We start from the raw sequence: 14,973 nt of genomic DNA on the forward strand, positions 1-14,973 counted from the left end.
GTCCGTGGACCACGACTCGAGGGCAGCCCTCTTCGACAGCACGGCCGAGCACTACGACGAAGACCCCTGGCACGCTTCCGTGGCCGAGGCGCTGGTGGCGCCGCTGCCCGACGCACCGGAGCTGGTTCTCGACGTCGCCACCGGGACCGGCTTCGCGGCGTACGCGGCGTTGCGGCTGAAGCCGGCTCGGGTGCTGGCTGTCGACTTGTCGCCGGCGATGCTGGCCCGGGCCACGGCGAAGGCGGCCACGCTGGACCCGTCCGAGGTGATCACGTGGCAGGTCGCGCCCGCGGTCCCGATGCCGGCGGCGGACGGCTCGGCCGACGTCGTGCTGTGCGCGTCCTCGCTGCACTTCCTCGGCGCGGTCGCGTTCGCGGACTGGCTGCGCGTGCTCCGGCCGGGCGGGCGGCTGGCGTTCTCGGTCGTTTCGGGGGCGCGGTTCAAGCCGTCGGGCCGGTTCGCGGACTTCGTGCCCCGTGACCTGTCGTTCCCGACCGACGAGGCCGGCGCCGCGGCGCTGGCGACGTCGGCCGGGTTCGTGGACGCTTCGGCGCGGACGTTCACCGTCGAGGGCGGGGATCGGGTGCGGAGCGTGTTCCTGGTGCACGCGACGGCTCCGTGACGGGCATGCCAGCCGATCCCGGCGGCTGGTCCCTCCAGCGCCGGGACCGGCAGCGCTGCACGAACGTCACGTCGATGCCGGTCTCGTCGAGGCGGTCGATGGTGAAGTCCGCGTAGTCGTCGCCGCACGAGTGGATTTCTCCTCAGCGGTGCAGGGAAGCGCCCTTGAGGATCTTGTCGACGGCGTTCTTCGGGCCGTGCACGGCGAGCCCGGCCAGCGCCAGCTTCTCCCCCGGCACCGCGCGCACCGCGGCCCGGTTGTCGGCGTCGTTGCCGGTGTGGAACAGCTCGTCGGTGAAGATCGAGAACCGCAGGCCGCGGCTCAGCGCCCGCGCGTGCGCGGTGGTCAGGACGGCCGCGGTGCCCGAGAACACCAGCACCGGCTGGCCGAACATCGGGAGGTACTCCGTGCCGTCGGCGTCCGCGTAGGGCTCGCCCATCAGCTCCGGCGTCACGTGGGCGATTCCGCTCACCAGGAACGCGGTGACGTTCAGCCGCTGCCAGGACGCCAGGTCGTCGCGGAGCAGGACGGCGATCTTCGTGTCGAAGGAACTCATGCCCGGAAGACTCGCCCGGCGGCCACCCGCGCGTCTTGTACGTTCTTGACATGGCGCACGTCGAAGCCTGGCGGCCGGCGGTCCCGGGGATCGCCGAGGTCTTCCACGCCCGCTTCACGACGCACGCCTACCCGCTCCACACGCACGACACGTGGACGCTGCTGATCGTCGACGACGGCGTCATCCGCTACGACCTCGACCGCCACCACCACGGCGCGCTCGGGACGGCCGTGACGCTGCTGCCGCCGAACGTCGCCCACGACGGGCGCGCCGCGACCAGCCACGGCTTCCGCAAGCGCGTGCTGTACCTGGACGCGTCGGTGCTCGGCGACGACCTGATCGGCGCCGCCGTGGACCGGCCGAGCCTCGCCGACGGCCTGCTGCGCACCCGCATCCACCAGCTGCACGAGTCCCTCGCCCACCCCGGCGACGCGCTGGAGGCGGAGAGCAGGCTGGTGCTGGTGGCCGACCGGTTGCGGACGCACCTGGGGCAGCCGGTCGCTTCGGAACCGAAGCGCGGGCTGGCGGAGGACCTGCGGGACCTCCTCGACGCGAAGCTGCCCGAAGCGCTGACGCTCGCCGAAGCCGGCGAGACGCTCGGCGCGCACCCGGCGTACCTCGTGCGCTGCTTCGGCGCGCGGTTCGGGCTGCCGCCGCACCGGTACCTGACCGGCCGCCGCGTCGACCGCGCCCGGCGGCTGCTGCTCGACGGCGCTCCGGCCGCGGAGGTGGCCGCGGCCGCGGGGTTCGCCGACCAGGCTCACTTGACGCGGCACTTCAAGCGGTACCTGGGGACGACGCCGTCGCGGTACGCGAAGGCTCGTTGACCTGTCCGCCTGCTGTGTCAAGATGACGGGCATGCTGCGCGAACTGCACCTCACCGGCGACCCGGCGGGCGACAAGCTGCTCAACGAAGACCCGTTCGCCCTGCTCGTCGGGATGCTCCTGGACCAGCAGTACCCGATGGAGCACGCGTTCGCCGGCCCGCGGAAGATCGCCGACCGGATGGACGGGTTCTCGCTGGCGAAGATCGCAGCGACGGATGTCGAGACGTTCGTCGAGATGTGCGTGGTGCCGCCGGCCATCCACCGGTACGGCGGTTCGATGGCCCGCCGCGTGCACGCGCTCGCGGAGCACATCATCGAGCACTACGACGGCCGCACCGAGGGCATCTGGCTCGACGGGCGGCCGAAGCCCGACGGGCCCGAGGTGCTCAAGCGCCTGCGGGCGCTGCCCGGGTTCGGGGAGCAGAAGGCCAAGATCTTCCTGGCCCTGCTGGGCAAGCAGCGCGGCGTCACCCCGAAGGGCTGGCGCGAGGCGGCCGGGGCGTACGGCGACCGCGGCTCGCGCCGGTCGATCGCCGACGTCACCAGTGCCGAGACCCTGGCCGAGGTGCGGGCGTTCAAGAAGGCCGCCAAAGCAGCCGCGAAAGCCGGTTGAAGCCGGCCGACAAGTAGTGCGAGCACGGCCCGAGTGGTCACGGTCCAGATGGGGAGCCCTGGTTGAGCACGCATTCCGGCCCACCCGGCGACGGCGTTGGCGCCATGAGCCCGTACGAGAGACAGGCATGGGACACGCTCAACGAGCACTGGCAGCGCCGCAACAACCGCCGCGCCCTGCCGAACTGGGCGAGCGCCGCGCTCGAGCGCACCGGTGAGGTCACGCGAAACACCGTGAGCCGCGCTGCGGACGCGGTACCGGAGGTTGTCAAGCAACCGATCCGCCACGCGGGCGACGCGGTGGCCGGTGCCGCCGTGCGGCCGGTGCTTGAAGCCGCGATAAAACTGCTGGAACTGGTCAACGCCTGGGCCGGGGAACTCAACGATCCGAAAAGTCTCGAAAAGCTCGCTCACAAGCGTGGCCTGGAAATCGGCAGCTTCACCGAGTTGCGGCAACAAGATCTCAAAGCCTGCGATCGGCTCCTGGCGCGCAACAACCTGAAGTGGCGGACCGCCGGCGCGTTCGAGGGCGGCACGATGGGTCTGCTGGCGATGGTCCCCGTCGCCGGGATCCCGTTGGCGATGACAGCCGACATTCTCGTCGTCCAGGTTCTGAGCGTGTCGATCGCCTCGCGCACCGCTTATTCCTACGGGTACGACGCCAAGGACCCGGCCGAGCAGATCTTCATCGAACGCCTGGTGCGGCGATCCTTCCTGGCGCAGGCGACGAAGGTCGAGCCGTTGCGCGAGACCGCACGGGCGGCGGGCGCGGTCAAGGGGCGGATCAAGTGGTCGGCCAAGCTCCGCGCGGACCATCGCCTCCTGGCCGCCGTCGAGAAGTTGATGCAGCATCTGGGCCCGGCCGGCTCCAGAGTTGCAGTCAAGGACGTCGCCAAGGTCATACCAGTCATCGGCGTCCTCATCGGCGCGGGTATGAACGCCGCGATTCTGGGCAGCGTGGCCGCCGACGCGCAGCGGTACTGCCGGACCCGATTCCTGTGTGACAAGTACGGCTTGCCCTTGCCGGCCGCGTTGACGGCGAACCGGGACGACGACGTCTCCCCTGAGCCGCTGTAGCGCACCGGCTAGCGGACGAGGATCCGCAGCGGGCCCAGCGGCTGCGCGCCGTGATCCAGGGCCACCCGAAGAGCGTCGCCGTGTTCGTAGCCGACCACCGGGACGCCCGGGAAAGCCGACGCCACCGCCGCCACCGCTCCCGGCCAAGCCGCCGCCGAGCCCGAGAAGTTGGACAGTCCCACCACTCCCTCGCCGCGGTGGGCGACCACCTCGTTCTCGCCGTGGGTCAGGACCGCCACCGTCGGGCCCAGCGGTGACGCGGCCCGCTGCCAGCCCGGCTCGGGGACGCCCGGGCCGCACGCGAGCCACGTCGCTTCGAACAGCACCGAGAAGCCCGGCAGGTCCAGGGTCGCGAAGCTGTCCTTCACCGAGCAGCCCGCGGAGCCGTCGATGAACGGGAGGACGTCGGCGGCCGTGGCGTCGGGGCTCAGGGTCACCGCGTCCGGGTAGTACTCCGGGGTGCGGGTCGCGCTGGTCCACGCGCGCGGGCGGAACTGGCCCGGCCAGACCAGATCGCACCACGACGCGTTTTCCGCGACTGTCCACTCCAGACTCATCTCACACCAGTCCCGCCAGTTTGTAGAGCACCAGGCTGCCCGCCACGGCGACGTTGAGGCTCGCGCCGGTGCCGACCATCGGGATCTCGACCACGGTGTCGAGCAGGTCCAGGACCTCCGGCGGGATCCCGGTTCCCTCGTGGCCCAGCACGGCGATCGTGCGGCCGCGGGCCATCGGCAGGTCCGCCAGCCGCACGGCTTCCTCGGCCAGCTCGACGCCGACCACCCGGGTACCGGCCGCCCGTTCGCGCTCGAGCCAGCCCGGTGGGTCGTGCACCCAGTGCACGCAGGCCGGGCGCCGCAACGTGTTGCCGCGGCGCAGGGCCTCCGGGACCCACGGGAAGCGCGGGACGGCCAGGCACGCGCCGACCGCGTCGCACGTGCGCAGCAGCGTGCCGAGGTTCGCGCCGTGCATCGGCCAGAGCGGGGCGGCCACCAGGTGGCCCCAGCAGGGATGGGCCTTGCGCCGCCGGGTCTTCCGCAGCTCGCCCGGCGTGCGGACCCGGACCGAGGGGCTCACCGGCGCCGAGGCGCGGCGCCTCCGAATTCGCTGATCACACCACCGAGCCTAACCCGTTCGCCGGGACCGGGCACCGGATTTCGCTCCTACCCTGGATGCGGAGGTGAAGCCCCATGCACGCAGGAGTGGGAGACGAAATCCAGGTGCACGGCCGGACGGTCGGGTCGGCCGAGCAGCACGGCGAGATCCTCGAAGTCCGCGGGCCCGACGGCGCGCCGCCCTACCTGGTCCGGTTCGCCGACGGGCACGAGGCGCTCGTCTACCCCGGGCCCGACTGCGAAGTCCAGGCCCGCGCCGACTAAGCGGGCACCGGCTCGCGGACGCGCCCCCACGCCGCGCCCACGAGCAGCAGGGCGACGAGGGTGAGCGCGGCCGCGACCTCGGGCAGCAGCAGCGGGCCGCCCGAGGTCAGGACCGCGCCGCCGGCGATGCCGGACAAGCCGACGCCGAGGTAGATCGCGGACGCGTTGAGCGAGAGCACCAGGCCGGCGTGGCCCGGGGACAGCTCGATCAGGCGGTGCTGCACCGGCGGGCTGAACGACCAGGTCGCGACGCCCCACACGAACAACGCGGCACCCGCCGCGATCGGCGTCGTCGTCGTGACCGGCAGCAACGCCAGCACCACGGTGAGCACGGCCGTCACGACCAGCAGCGGCGTGCGCGAACCCCAGCGGTCGGTCGCCCGGCCGGCGGCGAAGTTGCCGACCGCGCCGCCGACGCCGTAGCAGAAGAGCAGCACCGTGACGGTCGTGCCGTGGACGCCCGCGGTCGCGGCCAGCAGCGGCGACACGAACGTGTAGACCATGAACGCGGCGAGGCAGCCGAGGACCGTGACCGCCAGCATGACGAGCACACGCGGGTCGCGGCCCGCGGCGAACCGCTCGGCGAGGCGCACCTTCGGGGGCGCGGCGACGGCGGGCAACGCGAGCCGCACGGCCAGCGCGCTCGCCAGCGAGAACGCCGCGACCAGCGCGAACGCCGTCCGGTAGCCGAGGTGCTGCGAGATCAGGCTGCCCAGCGGGACGCCGAAGATGAGCGCGACCGTGAGGCCGCCGAACACCAGCGCGACGGCGCGGCCCCGGCGTTCGGGCGCGGTCAGCTCGGCCGCCACCGCGCTCGCGGCCGGCGTGAACACCGCGGCGCCGATCGCGGTCACCACCCGGGCCACCAGGAGGGAGCCGTAGCCGGGCGCGAGCGCCGCGAAGAGGTTGCCGGCGCCGGTGACGGCGAGGGCGGCGACCAGCAGCGTGCGGCGTTCCCAGGTGCCGGTGGCGGCGGCGAAGATCGGCGACCCGATCGCGTACGCGATGGCGAAGGCCGTCACGAGCTGGGCGGCGGCCGTGGCCGAGACGTGCAGCTCGCCGGTCAGCGCGGGCAGCAGCCCGGCGACGATGTAGCCGCTGGTCCCGACGCCGAACGCGCCGAAAGCGAGGACCGAGATCCTCGGGGACGTGGGTGTGGACATGGGCGGAGGCCCCCAAGCGAAGCAGGATTGGTTCGACGAACGTCGTAGTTCGACAGTCACCGTACTACGCGGCTGCCGCAATTTCGACAGCCGTCGTACAATGGGACCCATGGCCAAGACCGCCGCGCTGCCGCCGATCGTCCACCCCGAACGGGACGAGATCACCGTCGAAGGCGTGCTCCGCGCGCTGGCCGACCCGGTGCGCCTGGACATCGTCCGCCAGCTCGCGGCCGCGGACCACGAGATCGCGTGCGGCGGGCTGACCGTGCCAGTGACCAAGTCCACAATCACCCACCACCTGAGCATCCTGCGCCAGGCCGGCGTCGTGGCCGGCCGCCAGGAAGGCACGACCCGGTACAACTCGTTGCGCCGCAACGACCTGAACGCCCTGTTCCCGGGCCTGCTCGACGGGGTGCTGGCCGCGCCGCGCTGATCACCGGCGTTACGGTGTGGATCGTCACCCGATATCGGGATGACAACGACCCCCTTCCCTTGTTGGACTGTCCGTAGGCAGCTCACGGCGCTGGGGCCGAACGGCTGTCTTTCTTTTTGCCCCCGTACTGAACCGATCCAGAGATCGGCTGAGTAATCGATTTCCCACCTTGGAAGGAGTGCCGTGCCCGTCGCGCTGCTCGCGCTCGCCATCGGAGCTTTCGGCATCGGGACCACCGAGTTCGTCATGATGGGCGTGCTGCCCCAGGCGGCCGCCGACTTCGGCGTCGACATCCCGACCGCCGGCTACCTCATCTCCGGTTACGCCCTCGGCGTCGTCATCGGCGCCCCGCTGCTCACCGCGGCCGCCGTCCGGCTGCCGCGCAAGACCATGCTGCTGGCCATGATGGGCCTGTTCACGCTGGGCAACGCCCTCTTCGCGCTCTCCCCCAACCAGGAGTTCGGCGTCGCGTTCCGGTTCCTCGCCGGCCTGCCGCACGGCGCGTTCTTCGGCGCCGGCGCGGTCGTCGCGTCGAGCCTGGTCGGCCCCGGCCAGCGCGCGAAGGCCGTGTCGATGATGTTCCTCGGCCTGACCCTGGCGAACGTCATCGGCGTGCCGCTCGGCACGCTGCTCGGCCAGCAGGTCGGCTGGCGCGCCACCTTCGGCGTCGTCGCCGTGATCGGGCTGGTCGCCGTCGCCGCGATCGCGAAACTGGTGCCGCACCAGGGCAAGCCCGCCGACGCGTCGCTGCGGGGTGAGCTGGGTGCGTTCAAGCGGCCGCAGGTGCACCTCGCACTGGCGATCGTCACGTTCGGCCTCGGCGGCGTGTTCGCGTGCCTGTCCTACATCACGCCGATGCTGACCGACGTCGCCGGCTACTCGCCGTCGAACGTCACGCTGCTGCTGTCACTGGCCGGCGTCGGCATGACGATCGGCAACCTGGCCGGCGGCCGCCTGGCCGACCGCGCGCTGATGCCGGGCCTGTACGCGGCGCTGCTGGCGCTGGCCTGCGTGCTCGGGATCTTCACGATCACGGCGCAGGGCAAGGTCGGCGCGGCGATCACGATCTTCTTCGTCGGCGTCGCCGGGTTCATGATCGGCCCGATGATGCAGGCGCGGATCATGGAGAAGGCGGGCGGCACCCCGTCCCTGGTGTCGGCCGCCGTCCAGTCCGCGTTCAACATCGCCAACTCGATCGGGGCGTACCTCGGCGGGTTGGTCATCGCGGGCGGGCTCGGCCTGGTCGCGCCCAACTGGGTCGGCGCGCTGCTGGCGGTGTTCGGGCTCTCGCTCGCGGTGGTCTCCGGCGGCCTCGACCGGCGTGAAGCCAGGGCCGAACGCCGCGAACTCGCCCTGGCGTCCTGACTACAGTTCCGAAAGCGTCACTTTCACGTGAAAGTGCCGCTTTCGGCGTTCAGGAGGAGGCGAACGGGCCGCCGATGATCGTCAACGCCACGTAGAGCACCGCTGCCGCGAGACCGGTGTAGGTGACGACGTCGACGACCCGGCCCCGGATCGCCAGCAGGCCCGCCCTGGCGGCCGGGAGCACCGCCCGCAGCACCCCGGCGAGGAGGAGCGCGACGCCGATCAGCGCCGCGCCCTCCCGCCAGTGGTACTGGACGATCCGCAGCGCGGCGACGGCGGCCACCAGCAGCACCAGCGCGAACGGCAGCTGCGTGAACCGGGCTTGCGCGCCCCGGCGGTCGCCGACGTCCCGCCGGTCTTCGGTCATCGTCATCGGCCCAGGAGCGAGCGCTCCGCCGCTTCGACGACGTTGCTGACGAGCATCGCCCGGGTCATCGGGCCGACCCCGCCGGGGTTCGGCGAGACCCAGCCGGCCACGTCGTACACGTCCGGGTGAACATCGCCGGTGAGCTTGCCGTCCACGTGGGACACGCCGACGTCGAGCACCGCGGCGCCCGGCGCGACCATGTCCGCCGTGATGATCCCGGGCACGCCGGCCGCGGCGACCACGACGTCGGCGCGGCGGACCTCGGCGGCGAGGTCGCGGGTGCCGGTGTGGCACAGGGTGACGGTGGCGTTCTCGCTGCGGCGGGTCAGCAGCAGGCCCAGCGTGCGGCCGACGGTGATGCCGCGGCCGACCACGGTCACGCGCGCGCCGTTCAGCTCGACGCCGTGGCGCTTGAGCAGCTCGATGATCCCGTACGGCGTGCACGGCAGCGCGCCCTGCTGGCCCAGCACGAGCCGGCCGAGGCTGACCGGCGCGAGGCCGTCGGCGTCCTTCTCCGGGTCGATCCGCTCCAGCACGCGGTTCGCGTCGAGGTGCTTCGGCAGCGGCAGCTGGACGATGTAGCCGTGGCACGCCGGGTCGGCGTTCAGCTCGTCGATGACGGCTTCGAGCTTCTCCTGGGTGATGTCCGCCGGCAGGTCGCGGCGGATCGAGTTGATCCCGATCTTGCCGCTGTCGGCGTGCTTCATCCGCACGTACGAGTGCGACCCCGGGTCGTCGCCGACCAGGACGGTGCCCAGGCCCGGCGTCACCCCCTTCGCGGCCAGCGCCGCGACGCGGGGTTCGAGCTCCGCGAAAATGGCGTTCTTGGTGGCTTTGCCGTCGAGAATCTTCGCCGTCACGGTGCCCATTCTGGCAAAGCGACCCCCGCGCGTCGCTTCCAGGCGCGGGTGGTCGCTGCCCGTAGACTGGCCGCTACCCCACACGGTCCATTCGCGACGCTCACCGCGATCAAGCTGTGATCTACCGCACTTCGCATCACACGAGGTCAGGCCGGGTGCCGCCGGGTCGCGGAGCGGCAAAACCCACATGCGGGGTGCACACGCGCGCGCGAACAGTCAAAATGTCCCCGTGGCACAACCGACGACGCAGCTGAACGCGACCGAGCAGGACACCCTGGTCAAGCAGATCGGACTTGCCCTGCTGCGTGCCGCCCCGCGCGACTGGCGCAAGGTCACCGCGGAGTACCGAGCCGTCGGCAGGTACCACGAGCTGACCGGCGAGATCGTCACCGAAGACGGGACGGTCCACGAGTGGCTCGCCACCCACGACATCGCCACGCTCTTCGGCAGGCTGCGCGGCGGCATGTACCGCGACGGCCGCGGCACCTGGTTCAACGCGCGCTACCAGCTCGACCACCCGTCGAGCTACAACCTCGAGTACAACCGCGACGAACCCGTGTGGAACCTCGCGCCGCCGCCGCAGGCCTACTCCGACGAGCTGCGGATGTTCCCGCGCACCGAGGACAACGTGCCCGAGTGGCTGATCCGGCGGATGTCCGGGCTCGGCCCGGAGCAGCCGGGGCCGCACTTCCGGATCGCCCGGATCTTCGACACCGTCGGCCCGGCCGGCCGTCCGGTCATCAACCGGCCCGACCTCGAGGTCGACGAGCAGGACCGGCTCCTGGAGTACCTCGAGCGCGCGCCGCTGGTGGTACCCGAACGCGGGTACGACATCGACCGGCTGGCCGCGACGCCGGAGGCCACCGTCCCGGTCGCGTTCCACAGCGACGGCCAGTGGATCTGGCCCGCCGCCGTCAACTTCTACTTGCACAAGTACGGCGTTTCGCCCGAACCGGACCTCGTCGAGCACGTCCGCGCGGTCGGGTTCAAGCTGCCGCCGGTCGACGAGCCGACGTTGCAGGCGGCCGCGGGTTACCTCACGCGGGGGAACCAGCCGCCGCCCCCGCCGCGACCGGCCGGGCCGCCGCCGCACCAGGGCCCGCCGCCGCAGCAGGCTCCCGCGGGCCCGCCGCCCACCGCCGTCGTTCCGCCGGTCGTCCCGCCGCAGCCGGCCGCGCCGGCGGAGCCCCCGCCCGCGCCCGTGGCGGCGGAAGCCCCGGCCGAGGAGCACGAGTACGCCGAAGACGGCTACGACGACCAGGAGTTCGACGACCGCTTCGCCGAGGACGACGGGTACGACCAGCAGGCCGCGCACGCCGCCGGCGCGAACGGCTCGTCGCCGGAGCCGGGCCGGGTCCCCGGCCTCGACGAGACCGCGGAGTACGTGCCCGACCAGCCGATCGGGCACGACGAGGACGAGGCAGGGCACGCGTTCGACTCAGGTCAGGCGGCCCGGCACGACGAGGAGGCGCACGCCGCCTTCCAGCCGCCGCGGCAGGACGAGCCCGCGGGCTTCGCGCCGGGCCAGGCTCGGCACGACGACGACTCGCACGCCTTCGCACCCGGCCAACCGCACCGCGAGGACGAGCCCGCGGGCTTCCAGGCGCGGCACGACGACTCGCACGCCTTCACGCCGGCCCAGGCGCGGCACGAGGAAGAGCCGCCGTTCCAGCCCGGCCACGACGAGGAAGCCGCGCACGGCTTCCAGGAGTCCCCGTTCCAGCCCCACGACGAGGACCAGCCGCGTCACGACGAGGCCGCCCACGCCTTCCAGCCCGGGCAGGCCCGGCACGAGGACGAGGCCGCGCACTCGTTCCAGCCCGGACAGCCCCGGCACGAGGACGAGCCCGGGCGACGGCAGGACGACGAGGCCGCGCACTCCTTGCAGCCCGGGCAGACCCGGCACGACGACGAGGCCGCCCACTCCTTCACGCCCGGACAGCCCCGGCACGACGACGAGCCCGGCCGACGGCACGACGACGAAGCCGCCCACTCCTTCCAATCCGGACAGGCCCGGCACGACGACGAGCCCGGCCGACGGCACGACGACGAGGCCGCCCACTCCTTCCAGCCCGGTCAGCCGCCGCGGCGGGAGGAGCAGCCCGCGTTCGACCCGGGCCCGCCGACCATGATCACCCAGCCCGAGGTTCCCGGCGTCCTGCCGGTGCCGGAGCCGCCCGCTCCCCAGCCCGCCGCTCAGGCGGAACCGCCGCGGTCGGGCCGCCGGGCGCTGCGCCGGGAGACGCCGGACCACCCGGTGCTCGCCGGGCTGCAGGCCAAGCTCGACGAGCTCGACGTGCCCGAAAGCGGCTACAAGCTGGGCGAGCCCGCCGAGCACGGCTGGAGCGTCGAAGAGGTCGACGACGGCTGGCGCGTCGGCTGGTACGACGGCAAGCTCAGCAACCCCGCGGTGTTCGGCGACGCCGAAGACGCGGCCGCGTTCATGCTCGGCAAGCTGCTGCTCAACCCGGAGGGCCACGTGCCTGCCGAGGAGCCGCCCGCGCCGGAGCCCGAACCCGAGCCCGAGCCGGAACCGGCGCCGCAGCGGGTCGTCGCGACGGTGTCGCCCGAGGTCGCGACCGGCTCGTACCCCGTGCGCAAGCCCGACCCGGTGCCGCCGCAGGAGCAGACGGCGTTCACCAGCGCCGAAGAGCTGTTCGGCGACCTCGAAGACGACGAGCCGCCCGCCCCGCCGCGCCAGCCGGCCCCGCCCGCGCCGGTCCCGGCCGGGCCGCCGCCGATGGCGCAGCAGCAGGTCGCGCCGCCGCCCGCCCCGCCGCGGCGTGAACCGCCGTCGGCGCCGACCGTGCTGGCCCCGGTGCCGCCGGGTGTCCCGCCGGCCGCGCCGCCGGTGCCGCCGCGTCCGGAACCCGCTCGCCCGGCCGTCAACGGCGGGGGTGGCGGTGGCCAGCAGCAGTGGCCGATCGGGCCGATGGCGGGCGAGCCGCCGCTGACGCTGTTCCGCGGCAAGGAACTGCGCGAGCTGCCCGCGGGCAGCGAGCTGGACCGCTTCGGCGGCCCGACCGGCAACCTGACGTACGCGGCGGGCACGCCGTTCGCGGAGCGGTCGCTGGTGCCGGAGTGGGTCAACCGCCCGTACCACGTCTACCGCGTCCAGCGGCCGCTGGAGACGCTCGCCGGCGTCGCGATCCCGTGGTTCAACCAGCCCGGCGGCGGGTCGGCGTACCTGCTGCCGGCGTCGATCGAGGAACTGCTCGCCGAGGGCGACCTGATCGAACTCGACCCGGGCGAGCCACCGGTCGACTGACGTTCACCCCGGGAACCGGCGGCTTCGGCCGCCGGTTCCCGTGCGTTCAGCGGATGACGAGCCCGTGGGCGGCGGCGAAGGCGAGCGCCGTCTCGACGTCGACCTCGGCGCCCCGCAGGTTCGCCTGCACGAGGGCGTTCGCGTCGAGCCGCGCGCCGCGCAGGTCGGCACCCTCGAACTTCGCGCCGTGCAGCCGCGCGCCGGTGAGGTCGCTGCCCCGGAGGTCGGCGCCCGAGAGGTCGGCGTCGGTCAGGTTGGCCTCCCGCAGCCGCAGCCCCGACAGGCCCAGCTTGCGCAACCGCGCCTTCGCGAGCGACGTCAGCGAGAGGTCGCATTCGGTCAGCGCGATCCCGGCGAACCCGCTGTCGGTGAACGCCGTCCCCAGCAGCGAGCACGACGTCCAGCGGCTTTCGGCGAGCACCGTCCGCTCGAAGGTGCACGAACGGAACGCGGACGCGTCGTGGCGCGACCGCGAAAGGTCGGCCCGGCTGAACACGCAGTCGTCGAAGGTGCAGCCGCGGGTCCGCAGCCCGCTGAGGTCCGCCCCGGTGAAGTCGCAGCCGGCGAACCGGCGCTTTTCCCACCACTGCCCCGACAACACCGCTTCGCGGTAGTCCTCCCCGGTTTCCAGCACGGGCCCAGGGTTTCACACGCTCGCGCCGTCAGAGCTTCGCACCCTGGACGTACGCCATCGCTTCGATGTACTCCGGCAGCTGGGCGCGGCGGGCCAGCTCGGCTTCGTCGAGGTCCTCGAGCCGGGTCTGGATCCACCACAGGTTGCCGAACGGGTCGCGGACGCGGCCGACGCGATCGCCGAAGAACAGCACCGTCTGGCGCGTCACCTCGGTGGCGCCCGCGGCGATCGCGCGGCGCTGGGTTTCCTCGCTGTCGGGCACGTAGAGCCGCAGGAAGGCCGGGGTTTCGGCCCAGCCGTCGGGTGCGTCGAACGCCATCACGACGGCGTCGCCGATGCGGACCTCGGCGTGCCCGATCTTCCCGTCGTCGCCGACGACCCGGCCGAGCTCCTCGGCGTCGAAGGCGCGCTTCAGGAAGTCGAGCAGCGCGGCGGTGTCGTGGCCGATGATCCACGGGGTGACGGTCGTGTAGCCGGCGGGAACGGGGCTGGCCATGGTTTCCTCCTCGGTCGGGTGCCGGCCACGCTATTCGTGAATTAGGCCAGTTCCTGGCCGCTGCATACTGGGAACCATGGGAGTTCCCCTGCGGCCGCTGGCGGTGGCCGGGGCACGGTCGGTCTACCGCGAAGTCGCCCCGCCGCCCGCGCTCGCCGACGTGCTGGCCTGCGGGTGGCACGGGCGCACCGGCTGGGCGCGGCCGCTGCGCGTCCTCCCGGACGGCTGCGCGGACCTGGTCTGGGACGGCGACGCGCTCACGGTGGTCGTCACCGTCGGGGCCCCGCTGCGGTTGTGGCTCCCGGCGGCGGAAACTCGCGTCGGCGTCCGGCTGCGCTGCGGCGCCGCGGCGGCGGTCCTGGGCACGCCGATGCCGGAGCTGCCCGCGGGCGCGACCCGGCTGACCGACCTCTGGGGCGCGGTGGCCAGGCGTGCCGAAGACGCCCTCGCGGCCACGGCCGATCCGTTGGCGCAGCGGGAAATCCTCGAGGCGCTCGTCGCCGGCCGGGGCGTGACGCCGGATCGCCGGCTGCTCGCCGCGATCGACGCGCTCGGGCGTCCTTCGGCGCGGGCCGCCGACGTCGCCGACGAGGTGGGCGTGAGCGAACGCGCTTTGCGGCGCCACCTGACCCACGCGGTCGGCGCCGGGCCGAAGCAGGTGCACCGGATCCGGCGGTTCCAGCACTTCCTGCGCCGGCTCGAACCCCTGGTGGCCCGGCGGACGTCGCTGGCGGGCGTCGCGGCCGACCTCGGGTACGCCGACCAGTCCCACCTCGGCCGCGACTGCCGCCGCCTGTCGGGCTCTTCGCCCGCGGCGCTCGTCCGGGTGGCCGAAAAGTTCCGGACGGCCGCCGCGTCGCCGGGCCAGGATCCGGGGCATGGCTTTCCAGGTGACGATCCCCGTGCGCTGTGACGACATCGACGCCAACGGCCACGTCCGCGGCCCGGCTTACCTGGCGTACGCCGACCACGCGCGCTGGTCGTGCGTGCAGGCGGCGGGCATCGACCTGGCGGAGCTGGCCGCGCGCCGGATCGGCCCGGTCAACCTGGAGACGACGGTGCGCTTCCACCACGAGCTCGTCCCGGGCGGCGAAGTGACGGTCAGCTGTTCGTTCCATTGGGGCACGGGGAAAACCTCACGGGTGACACAGGAGTTCCACGTCCCGGACGGCACTCTGGTGGCTTCGGTGACATCGGTGTCGGGCCTGCTGGACCTCGACCGCCGTCGGCTGGTGAGCGACCCGGCGGCGCACTGGCGGGAGCTGGCCGCGCGACCGGACCTGCTGGGGCTGGCTTGAGCGCTAGGTTGGCGGG

Annotated in this window: 18 protein-coding genes; 10 read left to right on the top strand and 8 right to left on the bottom strand. The window is 73.0% G+C overall.

The genetic code is table 11. The features are described from left to right. Positions 1-4: 4 nt before the first annotated feature. Positions 5-622: a class I SAM-dependent methyltransferase gene (locus tag EIY87_RS09965; protein ID WP_125307368.1), complete on the top strand. Its 618-nt coding sequence runs from the start codon at positions 5-7 to the stop codon at positions 620-622. Between the two features lie 142 nt (positions 623-764). On the opposite strand, the gene EIY87_RS09970 is transcribed toward EIY87_RS09965, so the two are convergent. Continuing rightward, positions 765-1,178 carry a DUF2000 domain-containing protein gene (locus tag EIY87_RS09970; RefSeq protein ID WP_125307369.1) on the bottom strand — a complete coding sequence of 138 codons (414 nt, stop codon included), beginning with the start codon at positions 1,176-1,178 and terminating at the stop codon, positions 765-767. Positions 1,179-1,228: 50 nt separating this feature from the next. Here EIY87_RS09970 and EIY87_RS09975 point away from each other — a divergent pair, with 50 nt between their 5' ends. From EIY87_RS09975 to EIY87_RS09985, 3 genes are all read left to right on the top strand, one after another. After that, positions 1,229-2,005, top strand: coding sequence for an AraC family transcriptional regulator (locus tag EIY87_RS09975; RefSeq protein ID WP_125307370.1), 777 nt, complete (start codon positions 1,229-1,231; stop codon positions 2,003-2,005). Positions 2,006-2,036: 31 nt separating this feature from the next. Then, positions 2,037-2,618 (top strand): HhH-GPD-type base excision DNA repair protein, encoded by a 582-nt coding sequence (locus EIY87_RS09980; protein WP_125307371.1) that lies wholly within the window; start codon positions 2,037-2,039, stop codon positions 2,616-2,618. Between the two features lie 62 nt (positions 2,619-2,680). Next, on the top strand, positions 2,681-3,694 hold the full coding sequence (locus EIY87_RS09985; RefSeq protein WP_225439799.1) for an EcsC family protein: 1,014 nt from the start codon (positions 2,681-2,683) through the stop codon (positions 3,692-3,694). Positions 3,695-3,702: 8 nt separating this feature from the next. On the opposite strand, the gene EIY87_RS09990 is transcribed toward EIY87_RS09985, so the two are convergent. After that, positions 3,703-4,251 carry a hypothetical protein gene (locus tag EIY87_RS09990; RefSeq protein WP_125307372.1) on the bottom strand — a complete coding sequence of 183 codons (549 nt, stop codon included), beginning with the start codon at positions 4,249-4,251 and terminating at the stop codon, positions 3,703-3,705. A 1-nt stretch (position 4,252) separates the two neighbouring features. Next, the gene (locus EIY87_RS09995; protein ID WP_225439800.1) at positions 4,253-4,771 is read right to left on the bottom strand and encodes a TrmH family RNA methyltransferase; all 519 of its coding nucleotides are present in this window, start codon (positions 4,769-4,771) and stop codon (positions 4,253-4,255) included. Between the two features lie 113 nt (positions 4,772-4,884). On the opposite strand from EIY87_RS09995, the gene EIY87_RS10000 reads away from it, so the two are divergent. Further along, entirely contained in the window at positions 4,885-5,073 is a 189-nt protein-coding gene (locus tag EIY87_RS10000) for a DUF1918 domain-containing protein (RefSeq protein ID WP_086858096.1), read from the top strand. Here EIY87_RS10000 and EIY87_RS10005 read toward each other — a convergent pair. Further along, positions 5,070-6,236: an MFS transporter gene (locus EIY87_RS10005; RefSeq protein WP_125307373.1), complete on the bottom strand. Its 1,167-nt coding sequence runs from the start codon at positions 6,234-6,236 to the stop codon at positions 5,070-5,072. The genes EIY87_RS10000 and EIY87_RS10005 overlap by 4 nt on opposite strands. Before the next feature lie 109 nt (positions 6,237-6,345). Between EIY87_RS10005 and EIY87_RS10010 the strand changes: the two genes are divergently transcribed. Both EIY87_RS10010 and EIY87_RS10015 read left to right on the top strand, forming a co-directional pair. Next, the gene (locus EIY87_RS10010; protein WP_125307374.1) at positions 6,346-6,669 is read left to right on the top strand and encodes an ArsR/SmtB family transcription factor; all 324 of its coding nucleotides are present in this window, start codon (positions 6,346-6,348) and stop codon (positions 6,667-6,669) included. 183 nt (positions 6,670-6,852) lie between these two features. After that, a complete protein-coding gene (locus EIY87_RS10015; RefSeq protein WP_125307375.1) occupies positions 6,853-8,034 on the top strand; it encodes an MFS transporter in 1,182 nt (393 codons plus the stop codon). A gap of 49 nt (positions 8,035-8,083) precedes the next feature. Here the strand turns inward: EIY87_RS10015 and EIY87_RS10020 are convergent, their stop codons facing one another. Continuing rightward, positions 8,084-8,407: a DUF3017 domain-containing protein gene (locus EIY87_RS10020; protein ID WP_125307376.1), complete on the bottom strand. Its 324-nt coding sequence runs from the start codon at positions 8,405-8,407 to the stop codon at positions 8,084-8,086. Next, complete coding sequence (locus EIY87_RS10025) at positions 8,404-9,261, bottom strand: bifunctional methylenetetrahydrofolate dehydrogenase/methenyltetrahydrofolate cyclohydrolase (RefSeq protein WP_125307377.1); 858 nt, start codon at positions 9,259-9,261, stop codon at positions 8,404-8,406. Before EIY87_RS10025 ends, EIY87_RS10020 begins: the two co-directional genes overlap by 4 nt. A gap of 187 nt (positions 9,262-9,448) precedes the next feature. On the opposite strand from EIY87_RS10025, the gene EIY87_RS10030 reads away from it, so the two are divergent. Further along, a complete protein-coding gene (locus EIY87_RS10030; RefSeq protein WP_125307378.1) occupies positions 9,449-12,529 on the top strand; it encodes a glycohydrolase toxin TNT-related protein in 3,081 nt (1,026 codons plus the stop codon). A 46-nt stretch (positions 12,530-12,575) separates the two neighbouring features. Here the strand turns inward: EIY87_RS10030 and EIY87_RS10035 are convergent, their stop codons facing one another. Next, on the bottom strand, positions 12,576-13,163 hold the full coding sequence (locus EIY87_RS10035; protein ID WP_125307379.1) for a pentapeptide repeat-containing protein: 588 nt from the start codon (positions 13,161-13,163) through the stop codon (positions 12,576-12,578). 28 nt (positions 13,164-13,191) lie between these two features. After that, positions 13,192-13,659, bottom strand: coding sequence for a VOC family protein (locus EIY87_RS10040; RefSeq protein ID WP_125307380.1), 468 nt, complete (start codon positions 13,657-13,659; stop codon positions 13,192-13,194). A 76-nt stretch (positions 13,660-13,735) separates the two neighbouring features. On the opposite strand from EIY87_RS10040, the gene EIY87_RS10045 reads away from it, so the two are divergent. Next, positions 13,736-14,572 carry a helix-turn-helix domain-containing protein gene (locus EIY87_RS10045; protein ID WP_125307381.1) on the top strand — a complete coding sequence of 279 codons (837 nt, stop codon included), beginning with the start codon at positions 13,736-13,738 and terminating at the stop codon, positions 14,570-14,572. Continuing rightward, complete coding sequence (locus EIY87_RS10050) at positions 14,538-14,957, top strand: acyl-CoA thioesterase (protein ID WP_125307382.1); 420 nt, start codon at positions 14,538-14,540, stop codon at positions 14,955-14,957. The genes EIY87_RS10045 and EIY87_RS10050 overlap by 35 nt, the downstream gene beginning before the upstream one ends. The last annotated feature ends 16 nt before the right edge of the window (positions 14,958-14,973 follow it).

Origin of the sequence: Amycolatopsis eburnea, from assembly GCF_003937945.1 — a bacterium.
In the GTDB taxonomy this organism is placed as follows: domain Bacteria; phylum Actinomycetota; class Actinomycetes; order Mycobacteriales; family Pseudonocardiaceae; genus Amycolatopsis; species Amycolatopsis eburnea.

Coding starts and splice junctions, on each gene's coding strand:
- EIY87_RS10050 (WP_125307382.1), top strand. CDS start 14,538: ATGGCTTTCCAGGTGACGATCCCCGTGCGCTGTGACGACATCGACGCC.
- EIY87_RS09980 (WP_125307371.1), top strand. CDS start 2,037: ATGCTGCGCGAACTGCACCTCACCGGCGACCCGGCGGGCGACAAGCTG.
- EIY87_RS10020 (WP_125307376.1), bottom strand. CDS start 8,407: ATGACGATGACCGAAGACCGGCGGGACGTCGGCGACCGCCGGGGCGCG.
- EIY87_RS09975 (WP_125307370.1), top strand. CDS start 1,229: ATGGCGCACGTCGAAGCCTGGCGGCCGGCGGTCCCGGGGATCGCCGAG.
- EIY87_RS10000 (WP_086858096.1), top strand. CDS start 4,885: ATGCACGCAGGAGTGGGAGACGAAATCCAGGTGCACGGCCGGACGGTC.
- EIY87_RS10005 (WP_125307373.1), bottom strand. CDS start 6,236: ATGTCCACACCCACGTCCCCGAGGATCTCGGTCCTCGCTTTCGGCGCG.
- EIY87_RS09990 (WP_125307372.1), bottom strand. CDS start 4,251: ATGAGTCTGGAGTGGACAGTCGCGGAAAACGCGTCGTGGTGCGATCTG.
- EIY87_RS10040 (WP_125307380.1), bottom strand. CDS start 13,659: ATGGCCAGCCCCGTTCCCGCCGGCTACACGACCGTCACCCCGTGGATC.
- EIY87_RS10030 (WP_125307378.1), top strand. CDS start 9,449: ATGCGGGGTGCACACGCGCGCGCGAACAGTCAAAATGTCCCCGTGGCA.
- EIY87_RS10010 (WP_125307374.1), top strand. CDS start 6,346: ATGGCCAAGACCGCCGCGCTGCCGCCGATCGTCCACCCCGAACGGGAC.
- EIY87_RS09970 (WP_125307369.1), bottom strand. CDS start 1,178: ATGAGTTCCTTCGACACGAAGATCGCCGTCCTGCTCCGCGACGACCTG.
- EIY87_RS10045 (WP_125307381.1), top strand. CDS start 13,736: ATGGGAGTTCCCCTGCGGCCGCTGGCGGTGGCCGGGGCACGGTCGGTC.